The following is a 19,138-nucleotide window of genomic DNA, read 5'->3' as shown; positions in this document are numbered from 1 at the left end:
CAAGAGTTCGGCGCGGTAGGAGTGCCGTGCCCGGCGAGGTGAAAGGCAGGTCCCGGCCGGTAAGCGGTCAGTACGCCGTCAGCCCGTGATCGTGGAACTGGCCACGGACCCGACGCAGCAGCGCCTCATCCGGCGGCGGCGTGCCCTCCAGCGGGAACGGCAGGCCGAGGGCGGCGTACTTCTGAGCGCCGAGCCGGTGGAAGGGCAGGACCTCGACGCGTTCGACGGTGGGCAGGCCTGCCGCGATGGACGCGACAGCGTCGACGTTGCGGGAGTCGTCGGTGAGACCGGGCACAAGGACGAAGCGGACCCAGATCGGCGTACCTCGGTCGGCCAGGCGGTGCGCGAACCGCACTGTCGGCGTCAGCCTCCCGGTGCGGGTCACGGTCCGGTACGTGGCCGGGTCGCCGGACTTGATGTCGAGCAGCACCAGGTCGGTGGCGTCGAGCAGCGCGTCGTCGGCACGGTCGCCGAGCAGGCCGCTGGTGTCCAGGGCGGTGTGCAGCCCCATCTCCTTGCAGCCTCGCAGCACCTCGCGGGTGAAGGCGGGCTGTTGCAGCGGCTCGCCGCCGCTCACCGTGACGCCGCCGTGCGCGACCTTCAGGAAGCGTTCGTAGCGGCGGATCTCGGTGAGCAGGTCGTTGACGGCTGTGGGTCGGCCGTAACGGCGGTACTGGGTGTCAGGGCTGTGGCAGTAGAGGCAGCGCAGCGGGCAGCCCGCCAGGAACGCGACGAACCGGGTGCCCGGCCCGTCCACTCCAGTGGAGATGTCGAAGGAGTGGAGCGAGCCGGTCACCTGCGTCGTGACGGCGGCGGCCATCACAGCGATCCGTGGAAGGTCCGGAAGATGACGTCGCGTTGCTGCTCAGGAGTGAGCTTGACGAAGTTCACCGCGTACCCGGAGACCCGGATGGTCAGCTGCGGGTACTTCTCCGGGTGGGCCATGGCGTCCTCGAGAGTCGCCCTGTCCAGCACGTTGACGTTCATGTGGAAGCCGTCGCTGTCGGTGTAGCCGTCGAGCACTCCGGCGAGGTTGGTGATCCGTTCGTCACGGGTGTGGCCGAGGCCGTCGGGGGTGACGGTGATCGTCAGCGAGATGCCGTCGCGCGCGCTGCTGTACGGCAGCTTGGCGACCGACAGCGCGGCGGCGACCATGCCGTGCGTGTCACGGCCGTTCATCGGGTTCGCGCCCGGAGCGAACGGTTCACCCGCGCGCCGACCATCGGGCGTGTTGCCTGTGTGTTTGCCGTAGACCACATTCGAGGTGATCGTGAGAACCGAGAGCGACGGCTCGGCGCCCCGGTAGGTGGGCTGCCGCCGGATCTTGGCCATGAATCGTTCGACCAGGTCAACGGCAATCGCGTCGGCGCGGTCGTCGTTGTTGCCGTACGTCGGGAAGTCGCCGTCCACGGCGTAGTCGACGGCCAGGCCGAACTCGTCGCGCAGCACCTTGACGTGGGCGTGCTTGATGGCGCTCAGGCTGTCCACGGCGACCGACAGGCCGGCGATGCCTGTGGCGAGGAAGCGGCGCACAGGGTAGTCGTGCAGTGCCATCTCGATGCGCTCGTAGGCGTACTTGTCGTGCATGTAGTGGATGACGTTGAGGGCGTCGACGTAGGTCTCGGCCAGCCAGTCGAGCGTCTGGTCGTACGCGGCCATGACCCCGTCGAAGTCGAGCACGTCGTCGGTGATCGGCTCGGCGACGAAGACCTGCTCGCCGGTCATCTCGTCGCGGCCGCCGTTGATCGCGTACAACAGGGCCTTGGCGAGGTTGGCGCGGGCGCCGAAGAACTGCATGTCCTTGCCCACCCGCATGGCCGACACGCAGCAGGCGATGGCGGTGTCGTCGCTGTACGCCTGCCGGATCAGGTCGTCGTTCTCGTACTGGATGGCGCTCGTGTCGATCGAGACCTGGGCGCAGAACCGCTTGAACCCCTCGGGCAGCGCCGGCGACCACAGCACCGTCAGGTTCGGCTCCGGGGCGGGACCCAGGTTGTACAGGGTCTGCAGGTAGCGGAAGCTCGTGCGGGTGACAAGCGGACGGCCGTCGCGGCCGATCCCGCCGAGCGCCTCGGTCACCCAGGTCGGGTCGCCGGAGAACAACTGGTCGTACTCCGGTGTGCGCAGGAACCGGATGATCCGCAGCTTGATGACGAAGTCATCGACGAGTTCCTGCGCCTCCTGCTCGGTGAGCAGGCCTTCGGCGATGTCGCGCTCAAGGTAGGTGTCGACGAACGTGGCGGTTCGGCCCAGCGACATCGCCGCGCCGTTCTGTTCCTTGGTGGCAGCCAGGTAGGCGAAGTACAGCCACTGGATCGCCTCGCGGCCGGTGCTCGCCGGACCGGAGATGTCGCAACCGTACTGGCCGGCCATGGATCGCAGCTCGTCCAGCGCACGAATCTGCTCGGCCAGCTCCTCACGGTCGCGGATCACGTCCTCCGACGACAGCTGAGCGTCGAGCGACGCCTTGACTGCCCGGCGCTCGGCGATCAGGCGGTCCACGCCGTACAGCGCGACGCGCCGGTAGTCACCGATGATCCGACCACGGCCGTACGCGTCGGGCAGCCCGGTGATGATGTGCGAGCGGCGGGCGGCCTTCACGTCGGCCGGGTAGGCGTCGAAGACGCCGTCGTTGTGCGTCTTGCGGTACCGGCTGAAGATCGTCTGTACGGCCGGGTCGGGGGTGAAGCCGTACGCCCTGAGACCGGCCTCCACCATCCGCAGCCCGCCGTTGGGCATGATCGCGCGGCGCAGCGGCGCGCTGGTCTGCAGGCCGACGATGAGCTCGTGGTCCCGGTCGAGGTAGCCCGGCTCGTGCGAGGTGATCGTGGAGGGGGTGTGGGCATCCACGTCGTAGACCCCGCGACGGCGCTCCTCGACGAACATCTGCTGAAGCTGCCGCCAGATCCGTTCGGTACGGGGCGTCGGCCCGGTCAGGAACTCCGACCCGCCGGTGTACGGCTCGACGTTGTCGTGGACGAACCCGCCGACGTCGATCGTGTCGCGCCAGTCGGTGCCGCGGAACCCGCGCCAGGCTTCGTGGGATGTGGTGGCCATGGCCCCTCCTTCATCTCCTCCCAGCCTCGCCGAGTGACGACCCTGCAGTTAAGGGCCGGAGGTCCCGGACGGGCGGGACCCGTCCGGGACCTCCAATCTCAGCCGCGTGCGGCCCAGTCGCCGAGGGCCCAGTCGCGGACCTCGGGCATGTCCTCCAGGTGCTCCACCACGTACGCCTCGTGGCGGTCGAGCTGACTCTGGCACCACGCCTTGAGGTCCGCGGCGCCGCGCGGGAGGCGCTTGGCGTTGTTGATGGCGTCCATCACAAGGTGGTACCGCGATGCCTTGTTGCGCACTGTCATGTCGAACGGGGTGGTGGTCGTACCCTGCTCGATGAAGCCGCGGACCCGGAACCGGTCCGCGTCCGGGCGACCGTGTACGAGCTGGTGGATCGCGCCGGGGTAGCCGTGGAAGGAGAACACCACGTCGACGTCGTCGGTGAACAGCTCGGTGAACAGGGTCTCGCTCATGCCGTGCGGGTGGTCCTTGGGCCGGACCAGCGTCATCAGGTTGACCACGTTGACCACGCGGACCTTGAGGCCGGGCAGCCTGTCGCGCAGGATCTGTGCCGCCGCGACCGTCTCCATTGTGACGACGTCGCCGGCGCAGGCGAGGACGATGTCGGGGTCGCTGGTGCCGTCGTCGGTGCCGGCCCACTCCCAGATCCCCGCGCCACGGGCGCAGTGTTCGATCGCCTCGTCCATGGAGAGGTACTGCAACTGCGGCTGCTTGTCGATCACGATGAGGTTGATGTACGACCGCGACCGGAAGCAGTGGTCGGCCACCGACAGCAGGGTGTTGGCGTCCGGCGGCAGGTAGACCCGGGCGACGTCGCCGCGCTGGGTGAGCACCACCTGGATCAGGCCCGGACCCTGGTGGGAGAAGCCGTTGTGGTCGTTGCGCCACGCCGTCGAGGTGAGCAGCACGTTGAGGCTTGGCACCTTCTCGCGCCACGGCAGGTGCTTGGCCTCCTGCAACCACTTGCCGTGCTGCACGGTCTGCGAGGCGCTGACCATGGCGAACGCCTCGTACGTGGCGAACATGCCGTGCCGTCCGGTCAGGTTGTAGCCCTCCAGCCAACCGTGACAGTTGTGCTCGCTGAGCACCTCCATGACCCGGCCGTCGCGGCTGATCGCCACATCCTCCGGCGTCACCCGCTCCATGAAGGCGCGGTCGGAGACCTCGAAGACGCTGCCGAGCCGGTTGCTGTTTGTCTCGTCCGGACAGAACAACCGGAACCGGTCGGCGTTGCGGGTGTAGATGTCGCGCATCATCTCGCCGAGCTTGCGCGTCGACTCGGCCCGCTGCTGCGCCGGCTGGGGCACGTCGATCGCGTAGGAACGGAAGTCCGGCAGGTCCAGATCCCGGGTCAGCACCCCGCCGTTGGCATGCGGGCTGGCACTCATCCGCAGGTCGCCGTCGGGAGCCTGCTCCCGGATCATCGCCACGGGCGCGCCGGAGGGATCGAAGAGCTCTTCCGGACGGTACGACTTGAGCCAGCGCTCGAGCAGTGCGAGATGCTCCGGGTTGTCCTTGACGCCGGACAGCGGCACCTGGTGTGACCGCCACGTCCCGGTGACGGTGATCCCGTCAACGGAGTCCGGCCCGGTCCAGCCCTTCGGCGACCGCAGGATGATCAGCGGCCAGGTCGGGCGGGTTCCGTCCCAGGAACCGTCACGGGCGGCGGTCTGAATGTCGCGGATCCTCGTCCAGGCAGTGGCGAGGGCAGCGGCGAAGCGGTGGTGCATGCCGGGCAGGTCGGAGCCCTCGACCTCGATGACGTCGTAACCGTGGCCACGCAGCAGGCTGCGTACCTCCTCGGGATCCTTGCGCCCCAGCACTGTGGGACCGGCGATCTTGGCGTCGTTGAGGTGCAGGATCGGCAGGACCGCGCCGTCGCGCGCGGGGTTGAGGAAGGACACGCCCTTCCAGGAGCCCTCAAGAGGTCCGGTCTCGGCCTCACCGTCGCCTACCACCGCGATGGCCAGCAGGTCCGGGTTGTCCATGACCGCGCCGAACGCATGGACGAGGACGTAGCCCAGCTCGCCGCCCTCGTGGATGGAGCCGGGGGTGGTCACCGACACGTGCGACGGGATGCCGCCGGGGCTGGAGAACTGCCGGAACAGGCGCAGCATCCCCGCCTCGTCCTGGCTGACGTCCGGGTAGATCTCGCTGTAGGTGCCTTCCAGATAGCCGGCGGCCACCAGCGCCGGGCCGCCGTGACCCGGACCGGCAAGGTAGATCGCCTGCTGACCGGTACGCCGGATCAGCCGGGAGACGTGCGCGTAGATCAGCGACAGGCCGGGGCTGGTCCCCCAGTGGCCGAGCAGGCGCGGCTTGATGTGCTCAGGCGCCAGGGGCTCACGCAGCAGCGGGTTGCCCTGTAAATAGATCTGTCCGATGGTCAGGTAGTTGTTGGCCCGCCACCAGGCGTCCAGACGGGCGAGTTCGGTGTCGTCGAGTTCGTCGAGCGTACGGAGTTCGGATACGACCGTGGTCACGGTGGTCCCCTTCACAGATCTCTTCTTGTCAGGGCCCACGTTAGGCCCACCTGGGGTCGACCACCCGGGGCCGCATGCCGGAAGCGGAAGGACCTTCGGCCCCAATTCCAGGGCATTGCCGGTGCGATAAGGAGTACCGGGTACTCCGGCGCGTGGCGTTCTCGACTGCCAGATGTGCAGACGGTGAAGCCGCTGGTGGCGAACGGTCCGACGACCGGCGCAACCTCGGGGCACCTGGTCGGCGAGGTGCGGCCGGCGGGCTGACCGAGACTGTTCCCGACCGGCCCGCCGCCCGTGCCTCAGTCAGCGTCTTCGGTCTCGGCCAACCGGTCGGCCGAGGCCTGCTCCACAGGGTGGCCAGTGTCGTCGACCAGCCCCGGCGCCATGCTGCCGCCGTGGGCGTCCTGTGCCGCCCGGGTGCTGCGGGCCTCTTCGTCCTGCGGTATCCCGGTCCGCTGCCCGTCACGCCTCTCGTCCCGCTCGGTCATGTGCGTCCCTTCCTCGGTCATGACCAGCGGCGATACCCCAACGACCGGCCAGAAAACCGAACGTGGACGTGTCGTCGAGCAGCACGACGCCGTCCTGGGGTGGAGGGCCGCGGTGGGTGGGCCGTTCCAGAGCACGAACCGCATGAGCTTCCAGTGCTGGGGTCGGTCGCGACGGCCGCCGTGTGCACGTCGTCGGCTGTGGACAGTGGATACCTTCCGCTCGGTGGAGATCGAGCGCACCAGCGTAGGGACCTCCGTACCGTCGAACTTGGCACTCCCGTTTCTGTCATCGATGCGGCTGGGGCCACGGCGGGGGCGTGACGATTCGGTCCCGCGAGCGGCAGCGCCGAAGGTGACGGATACTCGCTGGATGACTGGACCGGACCTCGACCCCGAACAGTATCCGCCCATCGACCCGCGTGAGCCCGTACCGGACGACGCCAGCGAGCTGCTGCCGGACACGCCCGACGAACTGCCGCAGGCCCCTGTCGAACCGATGCCGGATGACGGCGACGACGGTGTGCGCGAGCCGGCCTAGCCGGTGACGGTCCGGGCGGTCCGAACGCGAGGTGTCAGACGGATCCGACGCCGCCGGAGCTGACCGCCCGCCGTCCCGTCCCCGCGCCTGAGGTCCGGCGGCGGACCGGCGGCGCCCTGCTGCGGGCCGGCACCCGACGTGAGAGTTCAGGCCCGGGTGATCCGTACCGCGTCGGCGACCACGAGCCCTGTGCCACCGGTCCAGCGGCTCACGCCGACCGTGTTGCCCGTGCCGGCCGCCAGGGTGAACACACCGATCGAGACCCATCGGCCGCCATTGGTCCGTTGGTTGACCGACACCGACCTGTTCCCAGTGGTGGTCGCCACCAGATACGGCGCCTGATCGTTGTAGCCGGCGTCGGCCGGGTACCAGACCGAGATCTCGTAGTTCCCGGTTGCCGGAATGGTCGACCGGAACCAGGCGACGTCGCTTGACGACACCGGGCTCGCGAACCGGTAGTCGGTGCCGTACCGCTGGCCGGAGTAGGCCGAGGTGCCCCACGCGGTGCTCGCCGTGAACCCGCCCGAGGTGCTGTTGTCGATGGTCGTGGTCCACTGCTGCGGCGGGGCCTGCGTGACCCTCACGTCGAGGTAGTTGCGGTCGATCTTCATCGTCACGCCGCCCCACGTCTCGGTGACGTCGCCGGCGTACTGGTGCACGCGCTGCTGGTTCGCGTAGTAGGAGTCGGGGCAGTAGCTGCCGGCCCGCGTGTCAGCCACCCCGTTCCACCAGCCGATCCAGATCTGGTCGAGCCGCGTGTAGCTCGGGTTGCCGTACGCATCGCAGACGTCCTTGATTCCGGACGAGCCACTGGAGTACATGCCGGCGAGGTAGCCCCGCGCGTGCAGTTGCTCGACCCAGCCGGACAGGAACGACAGCACCGCGGCCCGGCACGACGCGTTTGACGGGTACTGCTCGATGTCGTTGTAGATGGTGCTCGCACTGCCGATGCCCAGTGCCTGGGCGGCGTTCGCGGACCTGTTCGCCGCGGAGACGCCCTGTGACCGGGCGGTGGTGGGATCGGCGGACATCTTCGGAGCGCGGGTGCCGCACGGTGCCTGGTAACCCAGCTCGATGGGGAGCAGTCGCCATCCGTTGTTCGTCTGGTTGGCCACCCACGTGGCGGTGAGGTTGGGCTGGGAGCAGGTGCGGCTGTCCCCGCTGATGTAGATGCCTATCGCGCCGTAGGGCGAGCTGGTTCGCCAGGTGTCCATGGCGGCCTGTGACGGCGCCGTGCAGGTGTCGAACCCCCGGCCGGTGAAGGTGCCGGGTTGCGGGCCGACGGCCATCGGCGCCACGGCGGTCGAGGTTGGTGCGGATGTCGCGGCACCCGCTACCGGACTGGCCGGTGCCACGACCCCTGCGGCAACGGTGAGACCCACAAGCCACCCGGCGAAGACCCGCACGTCGCCTCCATGTGAAGAAAACCTTGGCCGTTGATGGCCTGTGTGACGGATTTCTACCACGAATCGACGGATGGCAATAGAGGGCCGAGGCGCTCGACGCGATCGAGCACTGCGGAGAAATGCGCTCGGCGTGGGGAGGTCAGGGCGGCTAGGTTGCCGGATGTGAGCACTATCGTTTCGGTAAACCTGGCAGTGCCGGAGCCCAACCCGGCCAAGGGCGTTGGTGTCACGGGCATCAACAAGCAGCCGGTGGGCCACGCGGTCACCGTACGCGCGCCGGGGCCCAAGACGACCGGGCTGCACAGCGGCCTGGTCGGTGACCGGATCTTCGACGTCGAGCATCACGGCGGTGACGACCAGGCCGTCTACGCGTACGCGCTGGAGGATTACGGCTGGTGGCAGGCGCGGCTGGGCCGGCGGCTGCCCAATGGCCTCTTCGGCGAGAACCTGACGACCGAGGGAGTCGACGTCAACGGCGCGGTCATCGGCGAGCGGTGGCGCGTCGGTGCACTGTTGGTCCTGCAGCCAACCTTCGGTCGCATTCCGTGCGCCACGTTCCAGCACAAGATGGGGGAGCCGGGCTGGGTGAAGACCTTCGCCCGGGCGAGCCGTCCGGGCGCCTACCTGCGGGTGTTGGAGCCGGGCGAGGTGCGGGCCGGCGATCCGGTGACCGTGGAGGACCGTCCGTCGCACGGCGTGTCGATCGCGATGGCGTTTCGCGCGTACATGACCGAGCCGGAACTGCTGCCTGAGCTGGTCGAGGTCGACGGGCTGCCCGACGATCTGCGTGAGACCCTCGCGGAGCGGCTTCCCCGACGACGGTAGCTCGTGATCGAGTGGTCGCGACGAGGTGCATCCAAGGCACCAGGTGGCGACGGACGGAATGATGACCCATGCTCCAGGCCCTCGTAGCGGAGCCGCCGTGCGCGGTGTGTGGGCGACCGTCAGCACGTGTCGAACTCGTCCCACCCGGCACCCGACCTGCTGACTGGCAGCGCTGGCCGTCGGCGCAGCGCAACACCTACAACACTGCCCGGCAGCGCAGCGGAGGCGATCAGTGGTGGCTGTTGTTCTCCGGGATCGCGGCGGGCAACGGATCCGGCCAACCGGTCGACGTGGCGCAGGCGGAACGGATCGCCGATGCTTTCGCCCAGCCGTACCGGTACGCGGCCGTAACCACCGCTGGCTTTTACGACGACGCCGGCCTGTGCAGCCAGTGCGACGCCCCGTACTGCCGCCAGCATTGGAGCGTCTCAAACACGGGCTACGGACGATGCCCTCACGGTCACGGCAGGAGTCTTGATCCGCACTGGTGGCCCGACGATCTATAGAGGCTTCAACGGCCGCAGGACAACTGTCGGAGCGTCGGCCATCCCCCTACCGGCCGGTGCCAACGGCTGGGTCGGGGGAACATCCGCCTCCGGTGCGTTCCTTCGACGCATCACCACCAGTGCGAGCGCGCCCAGGCCCGCGGCGAACAGCAAGCCGCCCAGGAGGAAGAACAGGGACGAACCGCTCCCCTCGTCGCTGACGGCCTTGAGCGTGGGCGGCGCGGCCTCGGGGGTGCCGTCGCCTGCCGCGGCGGGAGGGCTTGCCTCTGCCGTCGGTACCGCCGACGTCTTGGCGGGCGTCGCCACCGCGGAGAGGGTCAGCCGTACGGTCGCGGCGTCACCGGCGCTGCCCCGTACTGTCGTGCGAGCGGTGCGGTAGCCGTCCTTGACCGCGCGGACAGTGATGGGTCCTGCGGCGATCGTCTTGCCGGCGCTGGCCGTGACCGCGAACTGGCCGCTGGGGCTGCTGGTCGTCCGGTATTCGTGCCCGGCGCTGTCCCGAATGGTCAGAGCCACGCCACCGATCGCCTTTCCGCCAGCGTCGCGGACCCTCCCAGAGACCCCGCTCACCCCGGCCGCCGGCTTGTCGCCGCCGGGCGACGACGCACCTGGGCCGTGGACGTAGACCATCTTGTGGGCGTAGGTGTTCTGCCCGGCAAGCCGCACGCCGATCGAGATGTTGAGGCCGGTGGTCTCACCCGGGCGAGCCGCGGGGGCGACGAGCGTGGTGTCGAAGGTCTGGCTCCGGCCAGGACCGAGTTTCGGCTCTACCCGGCATCCGGAGGTGCATCGCAAGCCGCCGCCGACCACGACGATGGCCGTTTCGGCCCGGCTTCCGTTGTTGGTGACGCGATACTGCACGCGTACCGTCTCGTTGGGTTTCACGTTCTCCGCCGACACGCTCAGGATGCGGACGGTCTCCGGCGCGGCAGTGGCGGGCGCCGCCGACACCGCGAGCATGCCCCCGGTCAGCGTGATCAATGCGGCCGCTCGGGTCCATCGGACACGTAAGCGCGTCGTCACTTCCATCCACCTTCACCAAGGGCAGGCAACATCGGTCGATGGTGCCGCCGGCCACTATGCCCTGTGCGGGACGGGTTGCGCGATCCCACCTCCGAGCTCCGGTCGGAGGACCCAGTCGTGCCAGGGCGGGATTTGAGCGGATTGGCCGGCCGGACATATCCATGGAGCAGTTTCATCGTGATGCACCAGTTGGTGGCTGGCGCCCGCCAGAGGCCGGCACTTCCGTGCGCGGTGGGGGAGAATCGAACCATGTTTGTCATCAAGGAGCGGTTCTTCTCGATCGGCGACGACTTCGACGTGATCGACGAGCACGGCACCAAGGTCTTCCACGTCGACGGCAAGGTTCTCAGCGTCCGCAACAAAATCGTCATTGAGGACGCCTCCGGCCAGGAGGTCGCCACGCTGCACCGGCACCTGGTGGCGCTACGCCCCACGTACGAGATCCGCATCGGCGGTGAGAAGGCCGCAGAGGTCCGCAAGAAACTGATCACGCCGTTCCGCGACAAGTTCACCATCGACGTGCCCGGGTCAGACGACCTGGAGATGAAGGGTGACCTGCTCGACCACGAGTACGTGATCGAACGCGACGGCACCGAGGTGGCCGTGGTGTCCAAGCGGTGGCTGACGATCCGGGACACCTACGCCGTGCAGGTCACTGCCGGCGTCGACCCGCTGCTCATCATCGGCAGCGTCCTCGCGCTCGATCTGGCCATGGAGCGCGACAAGAAGAAGGCCGACGAGGACTGACCGCTGTTTGGCGGACAGGAGTCGGGGTCACCCATGCGGTTGTCGGAGCGGCCGGGGCGGTGGTGAGGCTTGTGGAGATCTCCATCCGCCCGGTCGGCCGACCGCCGCAGGCGTGGCAGCCTCGGCGGCCGGCCACCGACGTTCGACAAGCAGCGCAACCTGGCCCGCCGCTCGCGGCTCAGTCCGCGTTTTCGGCCTCGGCCAACCGGTCGGCCGGGGCCTGCGCCACCGGGTGGCCCGTGTCGTCGACAAGCCCCGGTGCCATGCTGCCGCCGTGGGCGTCCTGCGCCGCCCGGGTGCTGCGGGCATCCTCGTCCTGCGGCACCCCGGTCTGCTCCCCGCCACGTCGCTCGTCGTGCTCGGTCATGTGTGTCCCTTCCTTGGCCCTGACCAGCGGCGATACCCGAACAACCGGCCGGGAAACCGACCACAGACCTGTCCTGGCGGCCCGGTGCCTCCCACCACCGGCACGTCACGGTGTCAGATCAGGACTGCGGCGAGAGCGCGGAACGCGTCGGCGGGGAATGTCGTGGCGTCGCCGCCATTGAGGACCTGGACCGCCACCTCGTCGGCGCCGGCCTGATAGTGCTTGTCCAGCCCGGCAGCGACCTCTTCGGCTGTGCCCCAGGGAATCAGGGCATCGACGAGTCGGTCACTGCCGCCTGCGGCGAAGTCCTCGTCGGTCCAGCCGAATCGCCGCAGGTTGTTTGTGTAGTTCGGCAGGGCGAGGTATCCGCTCGTGTACTGCCGAGCCGTGGCGCGCGCCGCGGCGGCGTCTGCGTCGAGGACCACCGCGACCTCGGGGGCGAGCAACCGGTCGGGCCCGATCGCCGCCCGGGCCTCGGCGGTGTGCTGGGCAGGGACGAAGTACGGGTGCGCCCCGGCCGAACGGTCGCGGGAGAGCTCAAGCATCCGTGGGCCGAGTGCGGCCAGGATCCGCCGCTCGGGAGGGAGCCCGGCCGCGTCGAGACCGTCGAGGTACTCCACCATTCTCGAATACGGCTTGCGGTAGGTTGTGCCGCTGCCTTCCACCACCACTGCGTGGCTGGCGCCGAGACCGAGCAGGAACCGGCCGGGATGGGCCCGCTCCGCGTCCTGTGCGAACGCCGCCGCCTCAGAGGGCGACGAATGCCAGATGCTCACAATCCCTGACGCGACCCCGATGCGCCTGGTCCCGTCCAGGATCTCCCGGAAGCGGGGGGCGACGTTCTCCCCGAAGCCGCCCGAGAACCAGAGCCGCGAGTAGCCGAGATCCTCCAACTCCGTCGCGGCATCGATGGCCGCGCCCCGACTCGCGCTACCAAGGAAGAACGGTTGCCATACGCTGACCAGTCGCTGTGCCATACCGGAACACTACGCACCGGCTCCGGTATGAGCCCTCCGGGCCTTTCGGCTCGCAGAGGTCCGCGTAGGTCAGGAGCTGACCGTCAGCGCGAGGCCAGCACCACAGTCCACACCCCGTCGTCGGCCGCGTCGAGGTCGGCCCGCCGTATCAGACCCGCCGCCTGTGCCGTCCGGATGGACGGAAGGTTGTCGGCGGTGGTGCGGGCCAGCACAGGCAGGTCCGGCGTGTGCGCGGCGGCCCACTCGACGGCGTGTCGTGCCGCCTCGGTGGCGTAGCCGTGCCCCCAGTGGGGAGGGGCGAAGCGGTAGTACAGATTCAGGATGGGACGACCGAGCCATTGGCCGCGACGGAGACCAGCGAAGCCGATCACCTCACCGCTCGTCGTCGACTGCACCGCCCAGTAACCGAACCCGTGCGTGCGCCAGTGGTCGAGCCAGCCGTCGAGCAGTTCCCTGCTGGCCTCGACGTCGGCGTGTGGGCCGTCCGGGTTGAACTGGTTGGTCCGAGGGTCGCCGTGGATCCGGTACACGTCCGCCAGGTCCACGGCCGTGGGCGCACGCAGCAGCAACCGTCCGCTGGTGGTGGGGTGCGCCTCGGAGATCGGTGCGGTCCCAGCCTCGTTCACCTGTCGCTCCGCTCCCTCCTGCCGGGCACGTGCGGCGATCCCGCATCGCCGCCGCGCCCGCCCTCCCCGCTGACGGGCAGAACTATGCCACTCCCCACCGACAACCTGCCGCGACGCCGGCCGGCCTGCGGCTAAAGGTACGCGCGGAACGGAAAGTGGCGTCGCTGGACGGCGACCGGCCGGCGTGATGGTGGTCATGAGGTGAGCTGCCTCAGCACCGTGGGGTCGGTGATCCTGTCGTCGGCGGCGAGCATGATTGCCTTCGACAGGATCGTCGACAGCATCGGGTCGTCGTCGAACGGCAGGTGCAGCCGCCCGGTGCCCCCAGGCGCGGGGACGATGCAGAGGTAGGCGTCGTTGGGCTCCATCATGATGTTGCCGGAGCCGAGGTGGATCCGGTAGCCGCGCAGGTTCCCGCGTACGTGCAGGTAACGGTCTTCGAGGGTGACCCGGTCGGCGATGGCCATGCGGGGGAGCAGCCGGGCCAGGGCGTCCCGGCGGACCTGCGCCGACGGGGTCAGCTCGCCGACCACTGTGGTCTGCCAGTATTCCCGGAACCGGTCCTCGCCACGGTCTGCCCACTGCGGGTCCGTGGCGATCGAGGTGACGCCGACGAACAGGTCCACGTCGCGCATCGCCTCGGTGAACACCAACATCGGCACGTCCGTGACCGGTGCGGGCCGCCAGGTCGTGCCCTCCTGTCGGGCGAAGCGCACCTGGTCTGTGGAGCAGTACTGGACGTCGTAGTCGCCGAGGTTGTCCGTGTCGACAAGTTGGTGGTGGAAGGACGCCCGCCACGCACCACCGCCGAAGATCTTCGTGGCTTGGCTGTCGTACCCGCCGTCCCACCTGCCGAGGTAGCTGGCCTGCCAGCCACGGGCGCGCATGAGCGCGTTCGCCTGCCGGTAGCGCAGGATGTGCGCGGCGAACCGGTTGGAGTAGGAACTGGTCTGCTCCTCGGCCGGCGTGAGCAGGTAGACCTCACGGAACGCCTGCTTGAACGGTTGTGTCAGGCCGGTAGCGAGCACCCGTTCACGCCAGGCGAGGGTCTCGTCCACCCCGGCGCGGAGGGGATGCCACAGCCGGAACCGGTCACCGCGCACCGGCCGCCCGTCAAGACCGGCGACTGTCCACCCCTCGCTGTCCTCGCGGGGCAGGCCCGCCGTCCAGCCGCGCCCGTCGGCGCTGGTTTCCCAGAGCAGCCGCCGCCCGTACGTCCCGGTGATCGGGTGGTCCAGGAAGCGCGACACCCAGTCCGCGTACGCCCAGGTGCGCTCCTCGGACAGCAGCGACTCCACCCGCTGACGCTCGGCGGCCAGTGTCGCGTTGATGCCCTTCACCAGGTCGTGTAGCTGCTTCAGCTCAGCGGCGTGGGTCTCCTTGACTGCAGCCGGAACGCCCTTGAGCCCGACGTCACCGCGAGCGAAGGTCAGGCGTGCCTTCTCGCCCACGACCCGCACTGTCGCCTCGTACGGGCCGACCTGGGTGCGTCGGCTCCCATCGGTGTCGAGCCCGTGATCGTCGATGGCGAGTTCCATCACCTCGCTGAGTGACCATCCCCGCAGGGCGCCGAGGCGGGCCAACGCGGTGTGCACGCGACCGCGTACGGCCTTGTTCTTCACTGTCACCGCGAGCCGCGCCAGGGTCCGCACCGGCACCTCACCGTCGCGCCCTGCCAGCAGTTGCACGGCGGCGATCGCGGTGCGTTGCGCGTGGGGAAAACCGGACGCGTGCCGGGGAGCGGCCGCGGCGGTGGCGGTGACCTTCGCCAGCAGCTCCGTCGCGTCGTCGTCCGACTCCCGGGACAGCGCCCACACCAGGCCACGCAGGAGTCGGTCCGAGTCGTCGTGCACTGAGTGCCGGTGGGCGGCGAACGCCTCCAGGACCCGGCGGACGGCCTTCGCCCCTTCGGTAGCGGTCGCGAGCTGCCCGTCGAGGCCGCGCAGCCACCCCGCAGGCGCCACCGGCTTGTCGAGCGAGGCGCAGTGCACCAGCAACTCGGGTACGCCCGGCGCGGCGAGGACGTCCTCCAGGCCGGCGCGGACGAGGGGACCGAACTCGTCCCCGTTGTGCAGCAACCGGGACGGCACGCGGCGACCGGTGGCGCGGTCGAGCGCGTCCCCGAGCAGCGTGACGACCCGCAGTCGAGGTCCAGCCGAGACGAAATGGTCAGTGGCGAGTTCGTCGAACAGGGCTGAAAGCGCCGGGACCAGATCGGCAAGATCCGCAGGAGACAGGCACCCGGCGATCGCCGTCGGCAACTCCAGGTCGGCGGCGTTCTGGTAGCCCCATCCCCGCCCGGCGACATCCAGGCACCACAGCAGATCCGCCCGGGTCCAGTCCTGCACGCCGTCGGCGAGACTCCGCACGACGTAGTTCAGTGCGCTCGGCACCGAACCGGTCGCCGCCTCCAGATGCATGGCCAGCGCGGCGCGGCGGCGAAGCTCGGGCGGCCACGACTCGGTGACGGCCCACTCCGGCGTGTTTGTCACCTGCGCTGCCCAGTAATAGTCTGCCGTCCTCTGGAGCAGCGGCCGAACTCGGGCATCGGCCTCCACCAGCCCCGCTTCCACCTCCCGACGCTCCGACGCGGTCAGAGCGGGAAGCAACGACGTCCAGTCACCCACGTCAGCCACCCACCAGCGGGACGAGTCGCACGAAGGCCACCTCGGGATCCGCGAGCAGGTCGATCTCCTCGTCCAGATCCTCGACCTGGCGGTCACCCACGAGCAGCACGAACCCGTTACGGGCGAAGGCGTCACACGCCGCGTCCGCCTGACGCTCCCAGTCCAGCCGCCGGCCCCGACCGACCCGATAGCCGTTCAACGTCGCCTCCGCGTCGGTGGGTCGCACCAGGCCCCGGAAGGCCTCGGCCTGGTCGGCGTTGAACCGCGCCACCTCCTCGCGTACGCGCAACCGAACCAGCTCCCGCGCGGAGATGCGCTCCGGCAGCCCGGTCAAGGGCCACTGATCTATCGCCCTGCCCGTCGCTGTCTCATCCCGAACCGTCACCGTGGCCATCCGGCTGTGCTCCTTGCCTTGAGATGAGCGGCATCATGGCACGCTGGTCTGACGAACCGCTCCGTCAGCCGCCCGGGCAGCGGGTGTCCCCGCCGCTGCGTTCCACGCAGTGCCCCGGCGGGCCGGGCGTGGTCGGTGCCGGCGCCGGATCGAGGTCCCGGACGGTGAGCACGGCGACCGGTGCGGCGGGCACGGCGATCACGACGGTCAGCACCAGGAAAACAACTGCGGTGCGCACCCGCCGCAGCTGGTACGCGACGAGCGCGATGACGGCCGGCCCTGCGGTCGCCACAAACGCGACGACCAGCAGGGCCACGCTCGCCCGACGTCTGAGGTCTGCGAACTCGGCGGGCTGGTCGCCGTAGCTGACGCTCCACTGCTCCAAGCCGATGCCCACCCACCACCCGGCCGCAGCCATCAGCCCGCAGACCCAGACCAGGACCAGGAGTCCCACGATCGGGCCGCCCCGCCGAGCTGTGCCGACCCCTTCAGCCATCACGCGGTCCAGCCTGGACGGATCAACCCGGCCGGGCATGAGTCGGCGTACTCAGGTCTGCCGTTCGTTCCGGCCGGGCTTCCGCACGCCATCTGGCGCACACCCGCAGCGTCGTCGCCACAGTGCTCCTTGTCGACGCGCCGTCGACCCTGACGGAGGCCGGCGAACCCACGCTCGTCTTCCTCACCGAACTGGCGCGACACGTCGTCCCGGCGCTCGTCGACCACCACCGTGACGGAACCGAGCGGCCCGCGCTGCACGCGGTCCTCGTGCAGGAACTCGCGTCGAGGGGACCGACGCCCAGATCGTGCCTGCGGCTACCCGAGCCCCGGGACCCGCGACTCGCGCTGGCCGAGACGTTGCGGCAGGAACCCGCAGATCAACGCGGCCTCGCTCAACATGCGCGGGCACTGGCCACCAGCCAGCGCACGCTGAGCCGGCTGATGGCGACCGAACTCGGCCTGAGCTTTCCCCGGTGGCGGGCGATGCTGCGATGACGAGGGGTGACACCAGGCCTGCTCACATCCGTTCCGGGGTCCGGATGCCGAGAACGTGGAGCCCTTGCCGGAGCACCCGGGCGGTCAGGTCGCAGAGCACCAGACGGCTCTCCCGGACCGGGTCGTCGGCCCGCAGCACGGGACACCGCTCGTAGAACGTGCTGAACGTGGCGGCCAGCCGGTACAGGTATCCGGCGAGGTGGTGGAACTCCAGGCTCACGGCCACCTCGTCGACCACTCTGGCGAAGCCGACAAGCTCGAAGGCAAGTGCCCGCTCGGCCGGGTCGGCCAGCGAGATCTCCGCTTCCGGCCGAGCCGCCACCCCGGCCCGCCGGAAGATCGACCGGATCCGCGAGTACGCGTACTGAAGATAGGGAGCGGTATTGCCGTCCAGCGAGAGCATCCTCTCCCAGTCGAGCACGTAGTCCCGGTGCCGGTCACTGGACAGGTCCGCGTACTTGATCGCGCCGATGCCCACCGCCCGGCCCACCTCCGCCACCTCAGCCTCGCCCAACTCCGGGTTCCGCTGCCGAGCCAGTGCGGTGGCCCGAGCGATCGCCTCCTCCAGCAGCCCCACCAGCTTCACCGAACCGCCGGCCCGGCTCCGCAGCATCCGTCCATCCGGCCCGAGGATCGAGCCGAACCCGATGTGCTCGGCCCGGGCCGGCGGGGTCAGCCATCCGGCCTGCGCGGCGACGGCGTACACCATCTCGAAGTGTCGCCGCTGCGGCAGCCCGACCACGTAGAGCAGCCGGGTCGCGCCCAACGTGGCGGTCCGGTGCCGGATCGCCGCCAGGTCGGTCGCCGGGTAGCCGTACCCGCCGTCGGACTTACGGACGATCAACGGCAGTGGCTCGCCGTCCCGACCGACGGAACCCGGCGGGAACACGCAGGCCGCACCCTCGCTCTCCCGCAGCAGCCCGAGTCGGTCCAGGTCCTCGACCACGGCGCCGAGCAGGTCGTTGTAGCTGCTCTCACCGTGGAAGTCCCGTTCGGTGAGGGTCACGTCCAGCAGGTCGTACACGGTCAGGAAGTACCGCTCGGACTGCTCCACCAGCAACCGCCAGAGCCCCAACGTCGCCTCATCGCCGCCCTGCAACGCCACGACCCGCCGCCGGGACCGCTCCCGGAACGCCTCGTCGCCGTCGAACGTGGCCCGAGCTGCCTTGTAGAACGAGTCCAGGTCACCCATCGACAGTTCCTGCGCCGCGTCGGCCCCGCCGAGGTCGACCAGATGCTCGATCAGCATGCCGAAGGGCGTACCCCAGTCGCCCAGATGATTGGCCCGCAACACCCGGTGCCCCAGCCACTCCAACAGGCGCGCCGCCGCGTCGCCGATCACCGTCGACCGCAGGTGCCCGACGTGCATCTCCTTCGCCACATTGGGCGCCGAGTAGTCGACCATCACCGTCTCTGGCGCGGCGACCACCGGCACTCCCAGCCGCGAGCTGCCGGCCAGCGCGGACACCATGCTGGCCAGGGCGGCGTCGGAGACGGTCAGGTTGAGAAAGCCCGACCCGGAAAGCTCCGCCACACTGCACAGGTCGGCCAGCTCGGCGTGCCGCAGCACCTCGGCGGCGATGACGCGGGGCGGCCGGCCGAGCCGACGGGCCAGACCCAGCGCCGCGTCGGACTGGAAATCAGCCCGCTCGGAGCGCCGTACGACCGGGTCGACCCGCTCGCCCGCCACCGTCGCGAACGCCGGCGCCAGCCGGTCGGCCAGAAGCTTTTCCAAATCCATGGGGTACGCCGATCTCGCTCGGATCCGCAGCGCGGATCACCGGATGAGGATGCGGGCGGACCGAGGACGATCGATGATGACCGGCGGCTCGATCCGCCGGTCGCAGAGAAGACTGCTCAGCGCAGGCGGTCGTGGTGCCGCCGGCGTCGCCGCGCGCCGAACAGGACGTCGGGGGACGCCATCGGGTACGCGGGCGAGCTGATCATGCCGTCAGCTTAACCTGGCGGATCGGCGGCGCAACGTCATTAGCCGGCCGACCGATGCCCACCTCAGGCCGTGCAGCTGTCTGCGCCGGTTGCCTGGAAAGGATGACGCATGCGGG

General features: G+C 69.6%; 17 protein-coding genes. 4 read left to right on the top strand and 13 right to left on the bottom strand.

Annotated features, from left to right (window positions below; genetic code table 11):
- Positions 1–67: 67 nt before the first annotated feature.
- The 4 genes from pflA to F4558_RS13510 form a co-directional block, all read right to left on the bottom strand.
- Complete coding sequence (gene pflA / locus F4558_RS13525) at positions 68–820, bottom strand: pyruvate formate-lyase-activating protein (protein WP_053660957.1); 753 nt, start codon at positions 818–820, stop codon at positions 68–70.
- Positions 820–3,057 carry a formate C-acetyltransferase gene (gene pflB, locus F4558_RS13520; RefSeq protein ID WP_167944401.1) on the bottom strand — a complete coding sequence of 746 codons (2,238 nt, stop codon included), beginning with the start codon at positions 3,055–3,057 and terminating at the stop codon, positions 820–822. The genes pflA and pflB overlap by 1 nt, the downstream gene beginning before the upstream one ends.
- A 98-nt stretch (positions 3,058–3,155) precedes the next feature.
- Positions 3,156–5,558: a phosphoketolase family protein gene (locus F4558_RS13515; protein ID WP_167944399.1), complete on the bottom strand. Its 2,403-nt coding sequence runs from the start codon at positions 5,556–5,558 to the stop codon at positions 3,156–3,158.
- A gap of 299 nt (positions 5,559–5,857) precedes the next feature.
- Positions 5,858–6,067 (bottom strand): hypothetical protein, encoded by a 210-nt coding sequence (locus F4558_RS13510; RefSeq protein WP_053660953.1) that lies wholly within the window; start codon positions 6,065–6,067, stop codon positions 5,858–5,860.
- 349 nt (positions 6,068–6,416) lie between these two features.
- Here F4558_RS13510 and F4558_RS13505 point away from each other — a divergent pair, with 349 nt between their 5' ends.
- Positions 6,417–6,584, top strand: coding sequence for a hypothetical protein (locus F4558_RS13505; RefSeq protein WP_167944397.1), 168 nt, complete (start codon positions 6,417–6,419; stop codon positions 6,582–6,584).
- Positions 6,585–6,730: 146 nt separating this feature from the next.
- On the opposite strand, the gene F4558_RS13500 is transcribed toward F4558_RS13505, so the two are convergent.
- The gene (locus F4558_RS13500) at positions 6,731–7,990 is read right to left on the bottom strand and encodes a glycoside hydrolase domain-containing protein (protein WP_312877329.1); all 1,260 of its coding nucleotides are present in this window, start codon (positions 7,988–7,990) and stop codon (positions 6,731–6,733) included.
- Positions 7,991–8,152: 162 nt separating this feature from the next.
- On the opposite strand from F4558_RS13500, the gene F4558_RS13495 reads away from it, so the two are divergent.
- Positions 8,153–8,815, top strand: a complete 663-nt coding sequence (locus tag F4558_RS13495) for an MOSC domain-containing protein (RefSeq protein WP_053660949.1) — start codon at positions 8,153–8,155, stop codon at positions 8,813–8,815.
- Between the two features lie 500 nt (positions 8,816–9,315).
- Here the strand turns inward: F4558_RS13495 and F4558_RS13490 are convergent, their stop codons facing one another.
- Complete coding sequence (locus F4558_RS13490; protein ID WP_245241318.1) at positions 9,316–10,302, bottom strand: carboxypeptidase-like regulatory domain-containing protein; 987 nt, start codon at positions 10,300–10,302, stop codon at positions 9,316–9,318.
- A 291-nt stretch (positions 10,303–10,593) separates the two neighbouring features.
- Between F4558_RS13490 and F4558_RS13485 the strand changes: the two genes are divergently transcribed.
- Positions 10,594–11,091 (top strand): LURP-one-related/scramblase family protein, encoded by a 498-nt coding sequence (locus tag F4558_RS13485; protein WP_053660947.1) that lies wholly within the window; start codon positions 10,594–10,596, stop codon positions 11,089–11,091.
- A gap of 178 nt (positions 11,092–11,269) precedes the next feature.
- On the opposite strand, the gene F4558_RS13480 is transcribed toward F4558_RS13485, so the two are convergent.
- The 6 genes from F4558_RS13480 to F4558_RS13455 all read right to left on the bottom strand — a co-directional run bounded on the left by F4558_RS13480 (position 11,270) and on the right by F4558_RS13455 (position 16,536).
- Positions 11,270–11,458 (bottom strand): hypothetical protein, encoded by a 189-nt coding sequence (locus F4558_RS13480; RefSeq protein WP_053660945.1) that lies wholly within the window; start codon positions 11,456–11,458, stop codon positions 11,270–11,272.
- 113 nt (positions 11,459–11,571) lie between these two features.
- Entirely contained in the window at positions 11,572–12,435 is an 864-nt protein-coding gene (locus tag F4558_RS13475) for a TIGR03620 family F420-dependent LLM class oxidoreductase (RefSeq protein ID WP_053660943.1), read from the bottom strand.
- A gap of 83 nt (positions 12,436–12,518) precedes the next feature.
- Positions 12,519–13,061 (bottom strand): GNAT family N-acetyltransferase, encoded by a 543-nt coding sequence (locus F4558_RS13470; protein WP_167944393.1) that lies wholly within the window; start codon positions 13,059–13,061, stop codon positions 12,519–12,521.
- A gap of 194 nt (positions 13,062–13,255) precedes the next feature.
- Entirely contained in the window at positions 13,256–15,688 is a 2,433-nt protein-coding gene (locus F4558_RS32145) for a DUF4132 domain-containing protein (protein WP_167944391.1), read from the bottom strand.
- Position 15,689: 1 nt separating this feature from the next.
- Positions 15,690–16,022: a hypothetical protein gene (locus tag F4558_RS13460; protein WP_245241316.1), complete on the bottom strand. Its 333-nt coding sequence runs from the start codon at positions 16,020–16,022 to the stop codon at positions 15,690–15,692.
- Positions 16,023–16,146: 124 nt separating this feature from the next.
- Entirely contained in the window at positions 16,147–16,536 is a 390-nt protein-coding gene (locus F4558_RS13455) for a hypothetical protein (protein WP_167944387.1), read from the bottom strand.
- Positions 16,537–16,700: 164 nt separating this feature from the next.
- Between F4558_RS13455 and F4558_RS13450 the strand changes: the two genes are divergently transcribed.
- Positions 16,701–17,075: a helix-turn-helix domain-containing protein gene (locus F4558_RS13450; RefSeq protein ID WP_167944385.1), complete on the top strand. Its 375-nt coding sequence runs from the start codon at positions 16,701–16,703 to the stop codon at positions 17,073–17,075.
- Positions 17,076–17,097: 22 nt separating this feature from the next.
- On the opposite strand, the gene argS is transcribed toward F4558_RS13450, so the two are convergent.
- Positions 17,098–18,816 carry an arginine--tRNA ligase gene (argS, locus tag F4558_RS13445; protein WP_167944383.1) on the bottom strand — a complete coding sequence of 573 codons (1,719 nt, stop codon included), beginning with the start codon at positions 18,814–18,816 and terminating at the stop codon, positions 17,098–17,100.
- Between the last annotated feature and the right edge of the window lie 322 nt (positions 18,817–19,138).

Source organism: Micromonospora profundi (assembly GCF_011927785.1).
Lineage (GTDB): Bacteria > Actinomycetota > Actinomycetes > Mycobacteriales > Micromonosporaceae > Micromonospora > Micromonospora profundi.
Note: the sequence above shows the minus strand (reverse complement) of the source record. Positions and strands in the feature narration are given on the sequence as shown.